Raw genomic sequence first — 14,147 nt, forward strand, 5'->3', positions numbered from 1 at the left:
ATCGGCATGATCACTCCGCCGGTGGGCATGAACGTCTACGTGATCAGCAGCATGGCCCGCGACGTGAGCCTGCGCGACGCCTTCCGCGGCGTGGTGCCCTTCCTGATCTCCGACGTGGTGCGCGTGGTGATCCTGGTGCTCTTCCCGTCTATCACGCTGTGCCTGGTGCGCTGGCTGAATTGATTACCGCACCCGCGGCTGCAACACGCCCGGCCATGGCACCGAACCGCGGCCGGGCACCTTCGACACCTTCACCAACAAAAAGGGAAACAACAACAATGAAGCGTCCAACCCTCCAGCAACTGACCGCCCCGAGCCTGCTCGCCCTTGCCGTCGCCGCCAGCAGCGCGCCGCTGGCCCACGCCGAAGGCTTTATCAACGACACCAAGGCAAGCGTCACCGCGCGCAACTTCTACATCGGCCGCGAGTTCCGCGACGACGCGATCGACGACCGCTCCAAGGCCGAAGAATGGACCCAGAGTTTCATCCTCAACGTTCAGTCCGGCTACACCCCGGGCCCGGTCGGCTTCGGTGTCGACGTGCTGGCGGGGCTTTCCGTCAAGCTCGACGGCGGCCGCGGCACCTACGGCACCGCCCTGCTGCCGCGCCATACTGACGGCCGCCCGGCCGATGACTACGGCCGCTTCGGTGTCGCCGCCAAGGCCAAGTTCTCCAACACCGAGCTGAAGGTCGGCGAGATGATGCCGGTGCTGCCGATCCTGCGCTCGGACGACGGCCGCTCGCTGCCGCAGACCTTCCGGGGCGGCATGGTCACCTCCAAGGAAATCGACGGCCTGACGCTCTACGGCGGCCAGTTCCGCCAGAACAGCCCGCGCGACGACGCCAGCATGGAAGACATGAGCTTCGCCGGTGGCACCTCCGATCGCTTCAATTTCGTCGGCGGCGAGTACGCCTTCAACGACAAGCGCACCACCGTCGGCCTCTGGACCGCGGAGCTGAAGGACGTCTACGAGCAGCAATACGTACAGTTGCTGCACGTGCAGCCGCTGGGCGACGACCTGGCCCTGACCGCCAACATTGGCTATTTCCAGGGCGAGGACGACGGCAGCGCGCGTGCCGGCAACCTGGACAACAAGACCTACTCCGGCCTGTTCGGCCTCAGGACCGGCGGCAACACCTTCTACGTCGGCCTGCAGAAGATCAGCGGCGACACCTGGATGCGCGTCAATGGCACCAGCGGCGGCACCCTCGCCAACGACAGCTTCAACAACAGTTACGAGTATGCCGAAGAGCGCTCCTGGCAGCTGCGCCACGACTACAACTTCGCCGCCGTCGGCATCCCCGGCCTGACCCTGATGAACCGTTACATCAGCGGCGACAACATCCGCACTGCCACCACAGACGACGCCGAAGAGTGGGGCCGCGAAACCGAACTGGCGTACACCATCCAGAGCGGCCCGGCAAAGAACCTCAACCTCAAGTGGCGTAACTCGAGCTACCGCTCCGAGGTCAACACCCGAGACCTGGACGAGAACCGCCTCATCATCCAGTACCCGTTGTCGATCCTGTAAAACCGCGTCACCGCTGCTCCCTTCATACGCGCCCTCTCCTGCGCGTGATGCTCGTTTGGCCCGTCGATGACGGGCCTTTTTTTATTTATGCCTGCGCGCTAAAGCCCAACTGCAAGGCCGTCGCCGTAAACATTCGGTGGCGCGGTCATCTAATGTCACGCCCATCACAAAGTCCGAGCACCGCCGGCAGATGAGGGAACCTGGCGCCTCTGCGCGAATCGTCTAAGTAATAACGCGACAGCCTCGCAAGCCAGTACGGAGCTGATGATGCCTACCACCTACAACATGGCCTTGGTGAGCCTGTCCATTCTCATCGCCATCGCTGGCTCCTTCACGGCGCTCGACCTGGCCAGCCGCGCACGCGCCTCGACCGGCTGGATTCACAATGCCTGGCTGTGCTCGGCGGCCGTCTCGATGGGCGGCAGCATCTGGTCGATGCACTTCGTCGGGATGCTCGCGTTCGGCATGCCTGGCATGGAAATCCGATACGACCTGGCGCTGACACTATGGTCGCTAGTGGTGCCAATCGCCGTAACGGCCATCAGCTTCTTCGCCGTGAGCCATCAGGGCGTGAATCGCCGGACGCTAAGCGTGGGAGGGCTGTTCATGGGGCTGGGGATCGGTTCGATGCATTACATGGGCATGGCCGCCATGACGATGCATGCCGAACTGTCCTACGACCGGCTGTGGGTGGCCATTTCCTTTCTGATCGCCATCGGTGCAGCCACCGTTGCACTCTGGCTGTCCGCCCAGGGCCGGCGGCTGATGCTGCAAGCGGTATCGGCTGTGGCGATGGGGTTCGCCGTGTCCGGCATGCACTACACGGCGATGGCCGGCGCACGCTTTACACCGCTGCACGACGCCATGCCCGCACCGCCCGGTAGCGGCCTCGACCTATTGACGCTGGCCCTGTCGGTTGCGGGGTTGACCTTCATCGTGCTGTTCTTCGGACTGGCCGCTTCGATGCATGACAGGCGCATGGCCGCGATTAGCGAGCGAGAGGCCGCAGCCTTGCGTCAGAGCGAGGCGCGTTTTCGCGAGCTCTACAGCAAGACGCCCCTACCCCTGCATGCGCTGGACCAGGAAGGGCGTCTGGAGTCGGTCAGCGATGCCTGGCTCGCCCTCTTGGGGTATCGACGAGAGGACGTCCTTGGCCGCCCGCTGATCAACTTCATGACCGAGCGTTCCGCTCGCCAATTGCTCACTCAGGATTGGCCTCAATTGCTCGAACGCGGCGAGTGCCTCGATGCCGAGTACCGTCTCGTGGCCCGCGCCGGCGCGTTCATCGACGTACTCGCCTCCACCCGGCTCGAGCACACTACCGGTGGCCCGATCATCATCGGCGGGCTAGTGAACATCACCGAGCGCCGGCACGCCGAAGCGGCCCTTCGCCAAGCCCAAAAGCTCGAGGCGATCGGCAAGCTCACCGGGGGCATCGCGCATGATTTCAACAATCTGCTCGCCGTAATTGGCGGCAACCTCGAACTGCTGCGCAAACGCTTGCCGAGCGACACGGGTCCGCGTGCCGGTAGCCTGATCGAAAACGCCCTGCTCGCCACGCAGCGAGGCGCTGGCCTGGTGCAACGGATGCTGGCGTTCGCCCGCAAGCAGGACCTCAACCCCAGCTCCGTCCTGCTGCATGACGTGGTGCTGAACATGCGTGAATTGCTGCAGCGCTCGGTCACGGCCAATATCAGCATCGATACGCGATTCCCGCTCGGTTTGCCGCCAGCCTATGTCGACGCGAATCAGCTGGAGATGGTGCTGATCAACCTGGTGGTCAATGCCCGCGATGCGATGCCGAATGGCGGCAGCATCTGCATCGAAGGGCAGATGCGTACCGGTGAGCGGCCGACCCAGGAATTCGTCGCCCTGATCGTGCATGACACCGGTACGGGCATGAGCCCTGAAACAGCGAGCCGGGCGACCGAGCCGTTTTACACGACCAAAGGCCCCGGCGCGGGGACAGGCCTCGGCCTGTCGATGGCGCACGGGTTGGCTGAACAATCCGGTGGTCGCCTGGTAATCGACAGCACGCTGGGTGAGGGCACGACGATCGAGCTGTGGCTACCGATGGGTGTCGCTCAGGCCCCGGCTACTGCCGCCCCCGAACCGGCCGAGGTCTCACCGGCGCCCATCCCGGCCCTCGCCGTGCTCGTGGTGGACGATGACCCGCTGGTGCTCGCCAACACCACCGCACTGCTCGAGGATCTTGGGCATCGCGTCATGGCAGTGGACAGCGGCGAGGCGGCACTGGAACGGCTTCGCCAACCGCGAGCATTCGACCTGCTGATCACCGATCAAATGATGCCCGGCATGACCGGCACGCAGCTCGCAAGAATCGTCCAGGCCGAGCGGCCGAACCTGCCAATCTTGCTGGTCAGCGGCTTCGCCGAGCTGACGGAGGAAGGTCGCCGGCTGCATACGCTGGCAAAGCCCTTCACTCAACAGTCACTCACTGCCGCGCTGTATGAAACGCTTGGCCGCTCGAATGCGAACGTCGTGGTGCCGCTGCACACACGCCGCTGACGTAATTGAACGGGGGGATGAACCAGGGATGGGCCAGGTGAATACGCCGGCAAGGCACGGAGCCGATACGACCTCAGTCGCATCGGCTCCGTGTGACCTTACGTAAGGCTTAGCCCTTCTTTAGCGCCTCGCCAGAGCCGAGATCGGCACCGGTCATGGGGTCGGCGGAAATGTCGGACTGGGTCCGCACCGCCATTTGCTGCACGATCTTTTCCTGTTCCTTGGGCAGCTTCACGGTTGGCTTGCCGTCGCCACCGTCCACTGCCGGCTGTGGTGTCTCGACGAACTCCCATTCCGGGCCCTGGTTCCACGGCCCGCGCAGGTCGCCTTCACCCTGGGAAAGGTTGTAGTAGACGTTGGCGTATTGCGGCTCGCCCGGCAGCTTGCCTTGCGGAAAGTTGGGCTGAATGGAGTGCAGCGCCTTCTCGAAGGACTTCTGGTGAGCGATCTCCCGGGTCATCAAGAACTTCAGCGCATCCTTGATGCCTGGATCGTCGGTCACGTTGATCAGCCGTTCGTAGACGATCTTGGCGCGCGCCTCGGCAGCGATGTTCGAGCGCAGGTCCGCGGTGGGCTCGCCGATGGTGTCGACGTAGGCCGCAGTCCAAGGCACCCCACCTGAGTTGATCAACGGCACGCCGCCACCGTACAGCAGGGAGGTGATATGCGAGTCATTGCCGTTGCCGGTCAGCGAGCGATAAAGCTCGGCCTCCTCTTCGACCCCCTCTGCCATCTGGCCCTTGGCGCCCTTGTTGAGCATGCCGACGATGGAGCCGATCACTTCGAGGTGGCTGAGCTCCTCGGTGGCGATGTCCATCAACATGTCCTTACGACCTGGGTCATCCTCGGCGACGCCCTGGGTAAAATAGCGCATGGCTGCGGCGAGCTCGCCTTGCGGGCCGCCGAATTGCTCCAGCATCAGGTTGGCCAGGCCCGGGTTGGGCCCAGCCACTCGCACGGTGTATTGAAGCCGTTTGTTATGGACGAACATAGTTCACCTCTTAACGTGTGGACTTCCCTAAGTGAATGCCTCCTTGAACTTCTGCGCGGGCTGCTGCCTGCCTCTCGGCAAGCCGCCCGCCCTGTAAGGTGGATCGTCGAACTGGATGGCTGTCCGATTGAATTTGCCTATGCACGGCATCGTGCATGGCAATGGAATGTTTGCTCCGAGCCTGGGTCTGCACCGCCCGTCCACTCCACGAGTACGCGGTTAGGCTTAGCAAAGGTGAGCGAGCGGAACGTCTGCCAGTTGTGGGCATCTACTGTCAATTCCGACCGTTCAGGTGCCACCATGCCCCGTTTGATCTCGCCCCGCCTGCCCTGTCTCGCCGCCTTGTTGCTTGCCTCCATTGGCGCCATGTCTGCGCTGGCCGACACCCGTGAGACGCTGGGCTGGATTGAAGAAGGCCTAGTCATGCCGGAAAAAACTCGCGTCAAATTCAAGCTCGACACCGGGGCGCTCACCTCGTCCATGCACGCCGAGAACATCGAGCGCTTCGAACGGGACGGCGACGACTGGGTGCGCTTCACCCTGGAGCTCGAGGACATCGAGCGCGACAAGGAAGTCGAGACACGGCTGGAGCGCAAGGTCGTGCGGACAATCAAAGTCCGCGGTGCGGGCGGCGCTGAAGAACGGCCCGTCGTGATGATGAAGGTGTGCTTGGGCAACCGCATCCATGAAGCGCAGTTCTCGCTGAACGACCGCGACAAGATGAACTACCCGGTGCTCATCGGCCGCCGCCTGCTTGAAAACGTCGGGCCCGTCGACGCCGCGCGGACCTTTACCCGCGAGCCAAGCTGCAAGGCGGGCTGAGCCCGGGTCATCCATCGTCGGATTGCACCCCATCGGGAACCAGAACGGCGGTGAGGCAGCTCTGATGCGAAACATACCCTTCGCCAGGAGCTTGCCATGCACGACCGCCAACCGACCGCCGTCATCTGTGGAGCCACCGCGGGCGTAGGCCGAGCGACCGCCCTCCTCTTCGCCCGCAACGGTTATCGCGTTGCCCTGATCGCGCGCGGCACGGCGGGCTTGGCCGATACGGAAGCCGAACTGCACGCCCTGGGCGCAACGACCCTGGCGATTGCTGCGGACGTGGCCGACGCCGAGGCAATCGACCACGCCGCTGATCGGATCGAGACCGAACTGGGGCCGATCGAGGTATGGGTGAACGCCGCGATGGCCACCGTATTCGGCCCCGTGCAGAAGATAAGCGCCGCGGAATACAAACGGGTCACCGAGGTCACCTACCTGGGCTTCGTCCACGGCACCCTGGCCGCATTACGGCACATGCGCCCTCGCGATCGCGGCACCATCGTGCAAGTCGGCTCGGCCCTGTCCTACCGGGCCATCCCGCTGCAATCGGCCTATTGCGCGGCAAAATTCGCCATCCGCGGCTTCACCGATTCGCTGCGCTGCGAGCTGCTCCATGACCGGAGCCAGGTGCGCCTGACCATGGTGCAGCTGCCGGCGCACAACACGCCGCAATTCGACTGGTCACGCAACAAGATGAGCCGGCGCCCGCAGCCGGTCCCGCCGATCCATACGCCGGAAGTCGCCGCGCGCGCCATCCTGCGTGCCGCTAGGGAGGCGCCCCGAGAACTTTGGCTGGGGGGCGCCTCGTTCAAGGCGATCATCGGCAATCTGTTCATGCCTGGCCTGCTCGACCGGATGATGGCCAAGCAGGCCTGGGACGGGCAGATGACGGACGAGCCGGCTCATCGCGATCAGCCAGACAACCTCTTCGAGCCGGTCGAGGGTCTGCATCGCGTCGACGGACGTTTCGATGACGGGGTCAAGCACCACGCCACGGCGCTCAGCAGCGAGACAGTGGGCAAGCTGGCCGTTGCCGGCCTGGCTGCGGTGACGGCCGGGGCGGTGGCGCTTGTCGCCTCGATCGCACGGCGCGATCGGTACTAGGCCGTGCGCAACTCCTGACGCGCTTGACGGATCACCGCATAGCCTGCGGACAACGCGAGCCCAGCCATCACCAGCGCCACGGCAAGGTCCGGCCAGCTGGAGCCCGTACCGAACACGCCGGCCGCCGCGCCCATCACCGCGAGGTTACCCAGCGCGTCGTTTCGGCTGCACAGCCAGACGGAGCGCATATTCGCATCACCCTCGCGAAAGGCATACAGCATCAGCGCTACGGCCACGTTGGCCAGCAACGCCAGCGTGCCGATCACGCCCATGGTCAGGGGTTCGGGCAGCACGCCGGCGTGCAGCGACCATCCCGCGCGCGCCAGCACGAACACGCCGAATCCGAGCATGGTCACGCCCTTGAGCAACGCCGCGCGCGCACGCCAGACCAGCCCCATCGACAGCACTACGAGGGAGATGGCGTAGTTGGCTGCGTCGCCAGCGAAATCGATGGCATCGGCCAGCAGCGAGACCGACCCCGAGCGCAGGCCGCTAACGATTTCGACGCCGAACATCGCCAAGTTGATCACCAGTGCCACCCACAGCGCCTTGCGGAACGCAGGCCCGACAGCTGGCGTGGCGCACCCCGAATCACAGCATTTGGACGACATGAAGCACCCTCCTCGACTATAGTCCGCCAGATTGCACACCCTGGAGTCGCTCCAGGGTCAAGCCCCGGATCGGAGAAATCGTGATGCGCATCGGCGAGCTGAGTACCGCAGCGGACGTGGACGTCGAAACCATCCGCTACTACGAAAAGATCGGCCTGATGCCGCCACCGCAACGTGGCGCCAATGGCTACCGCGCCTACGACGATAGGCAGCTGGCGCAGCTGACGTTCATCCGCCACTGCAGGGCATTGGACATCGGCCTGGCCGACATCCGCCGCTTGCTGGAATTCTCCACGCACCCCGGCGCCAGTTGCGGCGACATCAACCTGCTGATCGACGAACAACTCGAACGCGTTCGCGCCCGGCTCGAAAGCCTACACGCCCTGGAGCGTCAGTTGCAGACGCTGCGCAACGCCTGCAGCGGAGAGCACGCGATACAAGGCTGCGGCATCCTCAACGAACTGAGCGCCGGCCAACCACCCGGCTAGACAGGCGACAAACCGGCCAGAGTTCAGGCGTGCCGCGCAGGGTGTGCTTGGCTGGCAGCGCATCGCTTGGCTACCCTGCGCCTCCCGCTTCTGCGCGAGCCGCCCCAATGCCTCTGTTCGACATGTTGTTGCTTATCCTCGCCGGGTTTGCCGCCGGTGGCATGAATGCCCTCGCCGGCGGCGGCACCTTCTTTTCGTTTCCTGCACTACTCGCCACGGGCTTGCCGCCAGTCACGGCCAATGCCACCAACGCCGTCGCGCTCTGGCCGGCGAGCCTGGCAGCCGCCTGGGCAGCTCGCTCGGCGCTGCGCCCGCTTGGGCGCTATCTGATTCCCTTACTGCTGGCCGGCCTCGCAGGCGGGCTGCTGGGCGGCCTCCTGCTTCTCGCTGGTGGTGATGCGGTCTTCAGCATGCTGATTCCCTGGCTCTTGCTGCTTGCCACCGCACTGTTCGCCGCGAGCCCCTGGCTGAGCCGCTGGCTCGCGGCGCGGCGCAAGGAAGGCAACAGTGTGCCGCCGCATGCCCCGGCGTCACTGGCTGCGCATGGGCTGGTCTCGATCTACGGTGGCTACTTTGGCGCAGGGATGGGCATCCTCCAGCTGGCCGCCTTTTCCATCGAGGGTCACCAGCTCGTTCGCGCCAACGCGCTGAAAAACCTGATCTCAGCGGTGATCTACAGCGTGGCTACGGCCACTTTCGTCATTGCCGGCCGGGTGAGCGGCCATGAACTGGCCATCCTTCTGATCGGGACCACCCTGGGCGGCTATGCCGGCGGTGCGCTGAGCAAAAGGCTGCCAGCGGTCTGGCTTCGCCGATTCGTGATCCTGGTCGGTTCAGGCATGACGCTCTATTACTTTCAGGCGCTCTATTGGCCGCTACCGCTTGGGCAGTGAACGCCCAAGCTGCCCGTGTGGCTTATGGCGTATGCGGCTGAGCTCTGCTAGTGTCGCGACCGTTCCAGAGCAGCCCAGAGACCCGCTTCCGCCATGGCCCGCAAGAAAGTCGCCCTCGATTTCGAACAATCCCTCGCCGAGCTGCAACAGCTTGTCGAGCGTCTAGAAAGCGGCGAACTCTCGCTGGAGGACTCGCTGACCTGCTTCGAACAGGGCATCGGCCTGACCCGCGAATGCCAGGCGGCGCTCAGCCAGGCCGAGCAAAAGGTCCAGATGCTGCTCGAGCGTGACGGCAAGCTGCAGGAAGTCCCCTTCGAGGCGGACCCAGACGCATGATTGCCGACTACCAAAAACGCTGCCAGCAACGCGTCGACCGCTGCCTCGATACGCTTTTCGTCCCGCCGCATCCCCAACTCGAACGCCTGTACCAGGCCATGCGCTACAGCGTCATGAACGGCGGCAAGCGCGTGCGCCCGCTGCTGGTGTATGCCGCCTGCGAAGCGCTGGAAGGCAATCTGGACGAGGCGGATGGCGCCGCCTGTGCGGTCGAGCTCATCCACGCCTACTCGCTGGTTCACGATGACTTGCCAGCGATGGATGACGACGACCTGCGCCGCGGCCAGCCCACTACCCATAAGGCATTCGACGAAGCCTGCGCGATTCTGGCCGGCGATGGTTTGCAAAGTCTGGCTTTCGAAGCGCTCGCCGCCGCTGCGCACAACCCCCAGGATTCAGCCCTGCGCCTGGACATGTTCACCAGCCTCGCCCGCGCTGCAGGCCCGGCCGGCATGGTCGGCGGCCAGGCCATCGACCTGGGCTCGGTCGGCCTGAAACTCGACCGCGCCGCACTTGAACGGATGCACCGTCACAAGACCGGCGCGCTCATCGAAGCGAGCGTCCGACTTGGCGCACTCGCCAGCGGCCGCGCCGACTCCAAAACGCTCGCCGCGCTGCAACAGTACGCGCAAGCCGTCGGCCTGGCCTTCCAGGTGCAGGACGATATCCTCGACGTGGAAAGTGATACCGCGACGCTCGGCAAGCACCAGGGTGCCGATATCGCCCGCGACAAACCCACCTATCCCTCGCTGTTGGGCATGGGCGATGCCAAACGCTACGCACTCGAGTTGCGCAACCTGGCCATTGACGCCGTTGAGCCGTTTCAGGCCAGCGCCGAGCCGTTGCGTGCCCTCGCCCAGTTCATTGTCGAACGGCGTAGCTGAGCGGCCGGGCGTCACCGTTGGCATATGGGTCGTTCTTCTCGCTGTAACCATCAGTTAAACTGCGGCTCTTTTTCCAATTAAAACGATTCGCCTGATGCCCAAGACGTTCCATGAGATTCCTCGGGTGCGCCCTGCGACGCCCGTTCTAGACCGTGCAGCCACACCAGAGCGGTTGCGCCGGCTGGGCGAGGCGGAACTTGAAGCACTCGCCGATGAATTGCGCCAGGACCTGCTCTACAGCGTGGGGCGTACGGGTGGCCACTTCGGTGCCGGGCTTGGCGTGATCGAGCTGACCATCGCGCTGCACTACGTTTACGACACGCCGAAGGACCGTCTGGTCTGGGACGTGGGCCACCAGGCGTACCCGCACAAAATTCTCACCGGGCGCCGTGAGCGCATGGAAAGTCTGCGTCAGAAGGACGGCCTCGCCGCCTTCCCGCGACGCAGCGAAAGCGAGTACGACACCTTTGGCGTTGGGCATTCCAGCACCTCCATCAGCGCCGCACTGGGCATGGCGATCGCGGCGCGCCTGCAGGGTAAGAAGCGCAAGTCGATCGCTGTGATCGGTGACGGCGCGCTCACCGCCGGCATGGCCTTCGAGGCGCTGAACCATGCCCCGGAAGTCGGGGCGGACATGCTCGTGGTGCTGAACGACAACGACATGTCGATCTCGCGCAATGTGGGCGGGCTGTCGAACTACTTGGCGAAGATCCTTTCCAGCCGCACCTATTCGAGCATGCGCGAGGGCAGCAAGAAGGTGCTGTCGCGCCTACCCGGCGCCTGGGAGATCGCACGGCGAACCGAGGAGTATGCCAAGGGCATGCTGGTCCCCGGCACGCTGTTCGAGGAGCTTGGCTGGAACTACATCGGCCCGATCGACGGCCACGACCTGCCGACTTTGATCGCGACGCTGCGCAACATGCGCGACCTATCCGGCCCGCAGTTCTTGCATGTGGTGACAAAGAAGGGCAAGGGCTTCGCCCCGGCAGAGATCGATCCCATCACCTGGCACGCGATCAGCAAACTCGAACCGGCGGGCGCCCCGGTCGCGCCAAAGAAGCCCAGCGGCCCGAAATACTCCAACGTTTTTGGCCAATGGCTGTGCGACATGGCCGAGGCGGACCCGCGTCTCACCGGCATCACGCCGGCGATGAAGGAAGGCTCGGACCTGGTCGCCTTCAGCGAACGCTACCCCGACCGCTACTTCGATGTCGCGATAGCCGAGCAGCACGCCGTGACGCTTGCGGCCGGCATGGCTTGTGAAGGCGCCAAGCCCGTCGTGGCGATCTACTCGACCTTCCTGCAGCGCGCCTACGACCAACTGATCCATGACGTCGCGGTGCAGAATCTCGACGTGTTGTTCGCCATCGACCGCGCCGGGCTGGTCGGCGAAGACGGCCCGACCCACGCTGGCAGCTTCGACCTCTCCTACCTGCGTTGCATCCCAGGCATGCTGGTGATGACGCCGAGCGATGAGAACGAGATGCGCCGGATGCTTACCACGGGCTACCACTACGAAGGCCCCGCCGCGGTGCGCTATCCGCGCGGCAACGGCCCGAACGCAGCGATTGAGCCCGGTCTCGAACCGCTGGAAATTGGCAAGGGCGTAGTGCGTCGCGAAGGCCAGGAGGTCGCGCTGCTGGTCTTCGGCGTGCAACTGGCCGAAGCACTCAAGGTGGGGGATGCGCTGGACGCCACCGTTGTCGACATGCGCTTCGTTAAACCGCTGGACGAGGCGCTGGTGCGCGACCTGGCCACCCGCCATCGGCTGCTGGTTACCGTCGAGGAAAACAGCATCATGGGAGGCGCCGGCAGCGCAGTGAGCGAACAGCTTGCGGCCGATGGCCTGCTCACACCGACCTTGCACCTAGGCCTGCCGGACTATTACGTCGAGCACGCCAAGCCCAGCGAAATGCTACGCGAATGCGGCCTGGACGCCGGCGGTATCGAAGCGGCCGTCCGCACGCGCCTCGCCATCCTCGATCCGGCCCGAATCGCCTAAGCTTCGGCGCCGGCCATCACCTGGCAGAGCTTCTCGATTGCCCCCAGCATCTGGAAGCTCGGACGCTCCAGCCCCTTGTCAGGCACCTCCCAGAGCTGCCCCTTGCGTACTGCAGCCAGCTGGGGCCAGGCGTGCCACTCGGCCAGCTGGGCACCACTGCCCGCGAGGATCACCTCAGGATCGCGCGACAGGACCGACTCCACACTCACCTGTGGGGCTGGCAGACTCAGGTCATCGAATACGTTCCGGCCGCCGCACACGCCGATCGCATCACTGACGATCTGCGTACCGCCGAGCGTGTACAGCGGGCGATTCCACACCTGGTAAAACACCGAAACCGGCCGCGCCCGCCCGTAGCGCTCGCGCAGGTCAGCCAAGCCGGCATTGAATCGCTGCTTGAGCTCGCGCCCTTTTTCGACGCGCCCGATACGCTGGCCGATCCGTGCGAACTGCCGAGCCAATTCGTCCAGCGAGGCGGGGTCGGCGACGAGTACAGGAATGCGGAATTGTGCCAACTGCTCGCGCTGCGCCCGGCTGATGCTGTCCGGCCATAACAGCACCAGCGTCGGTTGCAGGGCCAACAGCCTTTCCATTTCCAGCTGGCCGATGCGGCCAACCGAAGGCACTTTCGCTAACGCTGCAGGCCGCTCGCCGCCATCCAGCACGCCAACGAGCAAGTCCGCGGCGCCAAGCTCCAGCATGATTTCGCTGAGCGACGGCGCCAGGCTCACCACCCGCTCGACGGCGAGCGCAGGCCCGGCAAGACAGAACAGCAATCCGAGCCAGAGGCGAATCACGCCAGTTGCCTCGGCACCCGATAGAGCACCAGCAGAGCCAGGCTGCCCGCCACCAACAAGGTGCGTGGGACTTCGTCGAGGCCGAACAGCGCCCCGATCGCCGCAACCCAGGCGGGCAACGAGGCGACCATGAGCGCGCGCCGGCGAACCCGACGCAGCGCGTCCCAGCCACCGGGCTCGGCATCGCTGCCCATGACCGATTCGAGATGGATCAGACCATGCTTGTAAGCGCGAAAGCGCGCCAGACTGGGAAAGAGAGTAAAAAGCCCGACAAAGAACAATGGCAGGCCGAAACGCTCGTCCAGTGGTTCGAGCCGCCCCAGGACCAACGCCGGCACGATCATCGCCATCGCCTGCAGCCAGCCATCACGCGCCAGCTGCCGGCGCCGCGCTTCGCGGGTCACGACTGTTCGGCTTCGCCCTGGTGGATCTCGCCAAGCATGTGGCCCAGCTTGCCGGCCTTGGTTGCCAGATATTTGCGGTTGTAGGGGTTGTGTGCGATCTCGAGCGGCCGGCGCTCGGCGACGCGAATACCAAAGCCTTGCAACGCCTTGACCTTGCGCGGGTTGTTGGTCATCAGCTTGATTTCGGCGATGCCCAGATGTTCGAGCATTGGCAGGCAGATGCCGTAGTCACGCATGTCTGGCGCGAACCCCAGACGCTCATTGGCCTCGACAGTATCAGCGCCAGCATCCTGCAATTCGTAGGCGCGGATCTTGTTCAGCAACCCGATCCCGCGACCCTCCTGGCGCAGGTAGAGCAAGGCACCGCGGCCTTCATCGGCAATCGCGCGCAACGCCGCTTCCAGCTGGAAGCCGCAATCGCAGCGCAGGCTGAACAGCGCATCGCCGGTCAGGCACTCCGAATGCAACCGCCCAAGCACTGGCTTGCCATCGGCCACATCGCCCATCGTCAGAACGACATGCTCCTTGCCAGTGTCCTGGTCAAGAAAGCCATGCATGGTAAACACACCGAACGGTGTCGGCAGTTTGGAAGCAGCGACGAACACGACAGACACCGGAGAGACTCCAGAAGCGGAAAAGCGGATATTGTAACAGCAGCGTCCCCCGACCGGTGAGCCCACGTTGAGCGCACGAATGGACGCTGGTGAGAAGCCCGGCTGCCGTGCGCCCGTAACCTCCGAGTGACCTTGAC

At 64.5% G+C, this 14,147-nt stretch carries 15 protein-coding genes; 10 read left to right on the forward strand and 5 right to left on the reverse strand.

Going from position 1 to position 14,147, the window contains the following annotated elements; all coding sequences use genetic code 11:
• From KXR72_RS15445 to KXR72_RS15455, 3 genes are all read left to right on the forward strand, one after another.
• Nucleotides 1-183, forward strand: a 183-nt coding sequence (locus KXR72_RS15445; RefSeq protein ID WP_437420395.1) for a TRAP transporter large permease subunit, incomplete at its 5' end; no start/stop codon positions are given.
• Nucleotides 184-278: 95 nt separating this feature from the next.
• Complete coding sequence (locus KXR72_RS15450; RefSeq protein WP_437421991.1) at nt 279-1,532, forward strand: OprD family porin; 1,254 nt, start codon at nt 279-281, stop codon at nt 1,530-1,532.
• A 267-nt stretch (nt 1,533-1,799) separates the two neighbouring features.
• Nucleotides 1,800-4,061: an MHYT domain-containing protein gene (locus tag KXR72_RS15455; RefSeq protein ID WP_437421992.1), complete on the forward strand. Its 2,262-nt coding sequence runs from the start codon at nt 1,800-1,802 to the stop codon at nt 4,059-4,061.
• 109 nt (nt 4,062-4,170) lie between these two features.
• Here the strand turns inward: KXR72_RS15455 and KXR72_RS15460 are convergent, their stop codons facing one another.
• Complete coding sequence (locus KXR72_RS15460; RefSeq protein WP_437421993.1) at nt 4,171-5,052, reverse strand: manganese catalase family protein; 882 nt, start codon at nt 5,050-5,052, stop codon at nt 4,171-4,173.
• Between the two features lie 300 nt (nt 5,053-5,352).
• Between KXR72_RS15460 and KXR72_RS15465 the strand changes: the two genes are divergently transcribed.
• The gene (locus KXR72_RS15465; RefSeq protein ID WP_437421994.1) at nt 5,353-5,874 is read left to right on the forward strand and encodes an ATP-dependent zinc protease family protein; all 522 of its coding nucleotides are present in this window, start codon (nt 5,353-5,355) and stop codon (nt 5,872-5,874) included.
• Nucleotides 5,875-5,970: 96 nt separating this feature from the next.
• Nucleotides 5,971-6,981: an SDR family oxidoreductase gene (locus tag KXR72_RS15470; protein WP_437421995.1), complete on the forward strand. Its 1,011-nt coding sequence runs from the start codon at nt 5,971-5,973 to the stop codon at nt 6,979-6,981.
• On the opposite strand, the gene KXR72_RS15475 is transcribed toward KXR72_RS15470, so the two are convergent.
• A complete protein-coding gene (locus KXR72_RS15475; protein WP_437421996.1) occupies nt 6,978-7,592 on the reverse strand; it encodes a cation transporter in 615 nt (204 codons plus the stop codon). The two genes, KXR72_RS15470 and KXR72_RS15475, sit on opposite strands and share 4 nt — an antisense overlap.
• Nucleotides 7,593-7,675: 83 nt before the next feature.
• On the opposite strand from KXR72_RS15475, the gene cadR reads away from it, so the two are divergent.
• The 5 genes from cadR to dxs all read left to right on the forward strand — a co-directional run bounded on the left by cadR (nt 7,676) and on the right by dxs (nt 12,195).
• Nucleotides 7,676-8,080: a Cd(II)/Pb(II)-responsive transcriptional regulator gene (cadR, locus tag KXR72_RS15480; RefSeq protein WP_437422499.1), complete on the forward strand. Its 405-nt coding sequence runs from the start codon at nt 7,676-7,678 to the stop codon at nt 8,078-8,080.
• 107 nt (nt 8,081-8,187) lie between these two features.
• Complete coding sequence (locus tag KXR72_RS15485; protein WP_437421997.1) at nt 8,188-8,973, forward strand: sulfite exporter TauE/SafE family protein; 786 nt, start codon at nt 8,188-8,190, stop codon at nt 8,971-8,973.
• Nucleotides 8,974-9,066: 93 nt separating this feature from the next.
• Nucleotides 9,067-9,309 (forward strand): exodeoxyribonuclease VII small subunit, encoded by a 243-nt coding sequence (locus KXR72_RS15490; RefSeq protein WP_437421998.1) that lies wholly within the window; start codon nt 9,067-9,069, stop codon nt 9,307-9,309.
• Complete coding sequence (locus KXR72_RS15495) at nt 9,306-10,193, forward strand: polyprenyl synthetase family protein (protein ID WP_437421999.1); 888 nt, start codon at nt 9,306-9,308, stop codon at nt 10,191-10,193. The genes KXR72_RS15490 and KXR72_RS15495 overlap by 4 nt, the downstream gene beginning before the upstream one ends.
• A gap of 94 nt (nt 10,194-10,287) precedes the next feature.
• Entirely contained in the window at nt 10,288-12,195 is a 1,908-nt protein-coding gene (gene dxs / locus KXR72_RS15500) for a 1-deoxy-D-xylulose-5-phosphate synthase (RefSeq protein ID WP_437422000.1), read from the forward strand.
• Here the strand turns inward: dxs and KXR72_RS15505 are convergent.
• From KXR72_RS15505 to ribA, 3 genes are read right to left on the reverse strand one after another with little or no spacing between them, the layout of a single operon-like run.
• Nucleotides 12,192-12,992, reverse strand: coding sequence for a cobalamin-binding protein (locus tag KXR72_RS15505; protein ID WP_437422001.1), 801 nt, complete (start codon nt 12,990-12,992; stop codon nt 12,192-12,194). The genes dxs and KXR72_RS15505 overlap by 4 nt on opposite strands.
• Nucleotides 12,989-13,396 carry a hypothetical protein gene (locus tag KXR72_RS15510; RefSeq protein WP_437422002.1) on the reverse strand — a complete coding sequence of 136 codons (408 nt, stop codon included), beginning with the start codon at nt 13,394-13,396 and terminating at the stop codon, nt 12,989-12,991. Before KXR72_RS15510 ends, KXR72_RS15505 begins: the two co-directional genes overlap by 4 nt.
• A complete protein-coding gene (ribA, locus tag KXR72_RS15515) occupies nt 13,393-14,010 on the reverse strand; it encodes a GTP cyclohydrolase II (protein ID WP_437422003.1) in 618 nt (205 codons plus the stop codon). Before ribA ends, KXR72_RS15510 begins: the two co-directional genes overlap by 4 nt.
• Between the last annotated feature and the right edge of the window lie 137 nt (nt 14,011-14,147).

It is taken from the genome of Stutzerimonas chloritidismutans (assembly GCF_051486945.1).
GTDB lineage: Bacteria > Pseudomonadota > Gammaproteobacteria > Pseudomonadales > Pseudomonadaceae > Stutzerimonas > Stutzerimonas chloritidismutans_B.

Bases quoted from the DNA above. Each gene is read 5' to 3' on its own strand.
- KXR72_RS15450 (WP_437421991.1), top strand. From the start codon at position 279: ATGAAGCGTCCAACCCTCCAGCAACTGACCGCCCCGAGCCTGCTCGCC.
- KXR72_RS15455 (WP_437421992.1), top strand. From the start codon at position 1,800: ATGCCTACCACCTACAACATGGCCTTGGTGAGCCTGTCCATTCTCATC.
- KXR72_RS15460 (WP_437421993.1), bottom strand. From the start codon at position 5,052: ATGTTCGTCCATAACAAACGGCTTCAATACACCGTGCGAGTGGCTGGG.
- KXR72_RS15465 (WP_437421994.1), top strand. From the start codon at position 5,353: ATGCCCCGTTTGATCTCGCCCCGCCTGCCCTGTCTCGCCGCCTTGTTG.
- KXR72_RS15470 (WP_437421995.1), top strand. From the start codon at position 5,971: ATGCACGACCGCCAACCGACCGCCGTCATCTGTGGAGCCACCGCGGGC.
- KXR72_RS15475 (WP_437421996.1), bottom strand. From the start codon at position 7,592: ATGTCGTCCAAATGCTGTGATTCGGGGTGCGCCACGCCAGCTGTCGGG.
- cadR (WP_437422499.1), top strand. From the start codon at position 7,676: ATGCGCATCGGCGAGCTGAGTACCGCAGCGGACGTGGACGTCGAAACC.
- KXR72_RS15485 (WP_437421997.1), top strand. From the start codon at position 8,188: ATGCCTCTGTTCGACATGTTGTTGCTTATCCTCGCCGGGTTTGCCGCC.
- KXR72_RS15490 (WP_437421998.1), top strand. From the start codon at position 9,067: ATGGCCCGCAAGAAAGTCGCCCTCGATTTCGAACAATCCCTCGCCGAG.
- KXR72_RS15495 (WP_437421999.1), top strand. From the start codon at position 9,306: ATGATTGCCGACTACCAAAAACGCTGCCAGCAACGCGTCGACCGCTGC.
- dxs (WP_437422000.1), top strand. From the start codon at position 10,288: ATGCCCAAGACGTTCCATGAGATTCCTCGGGTGCGCCCTGCGACGCCC.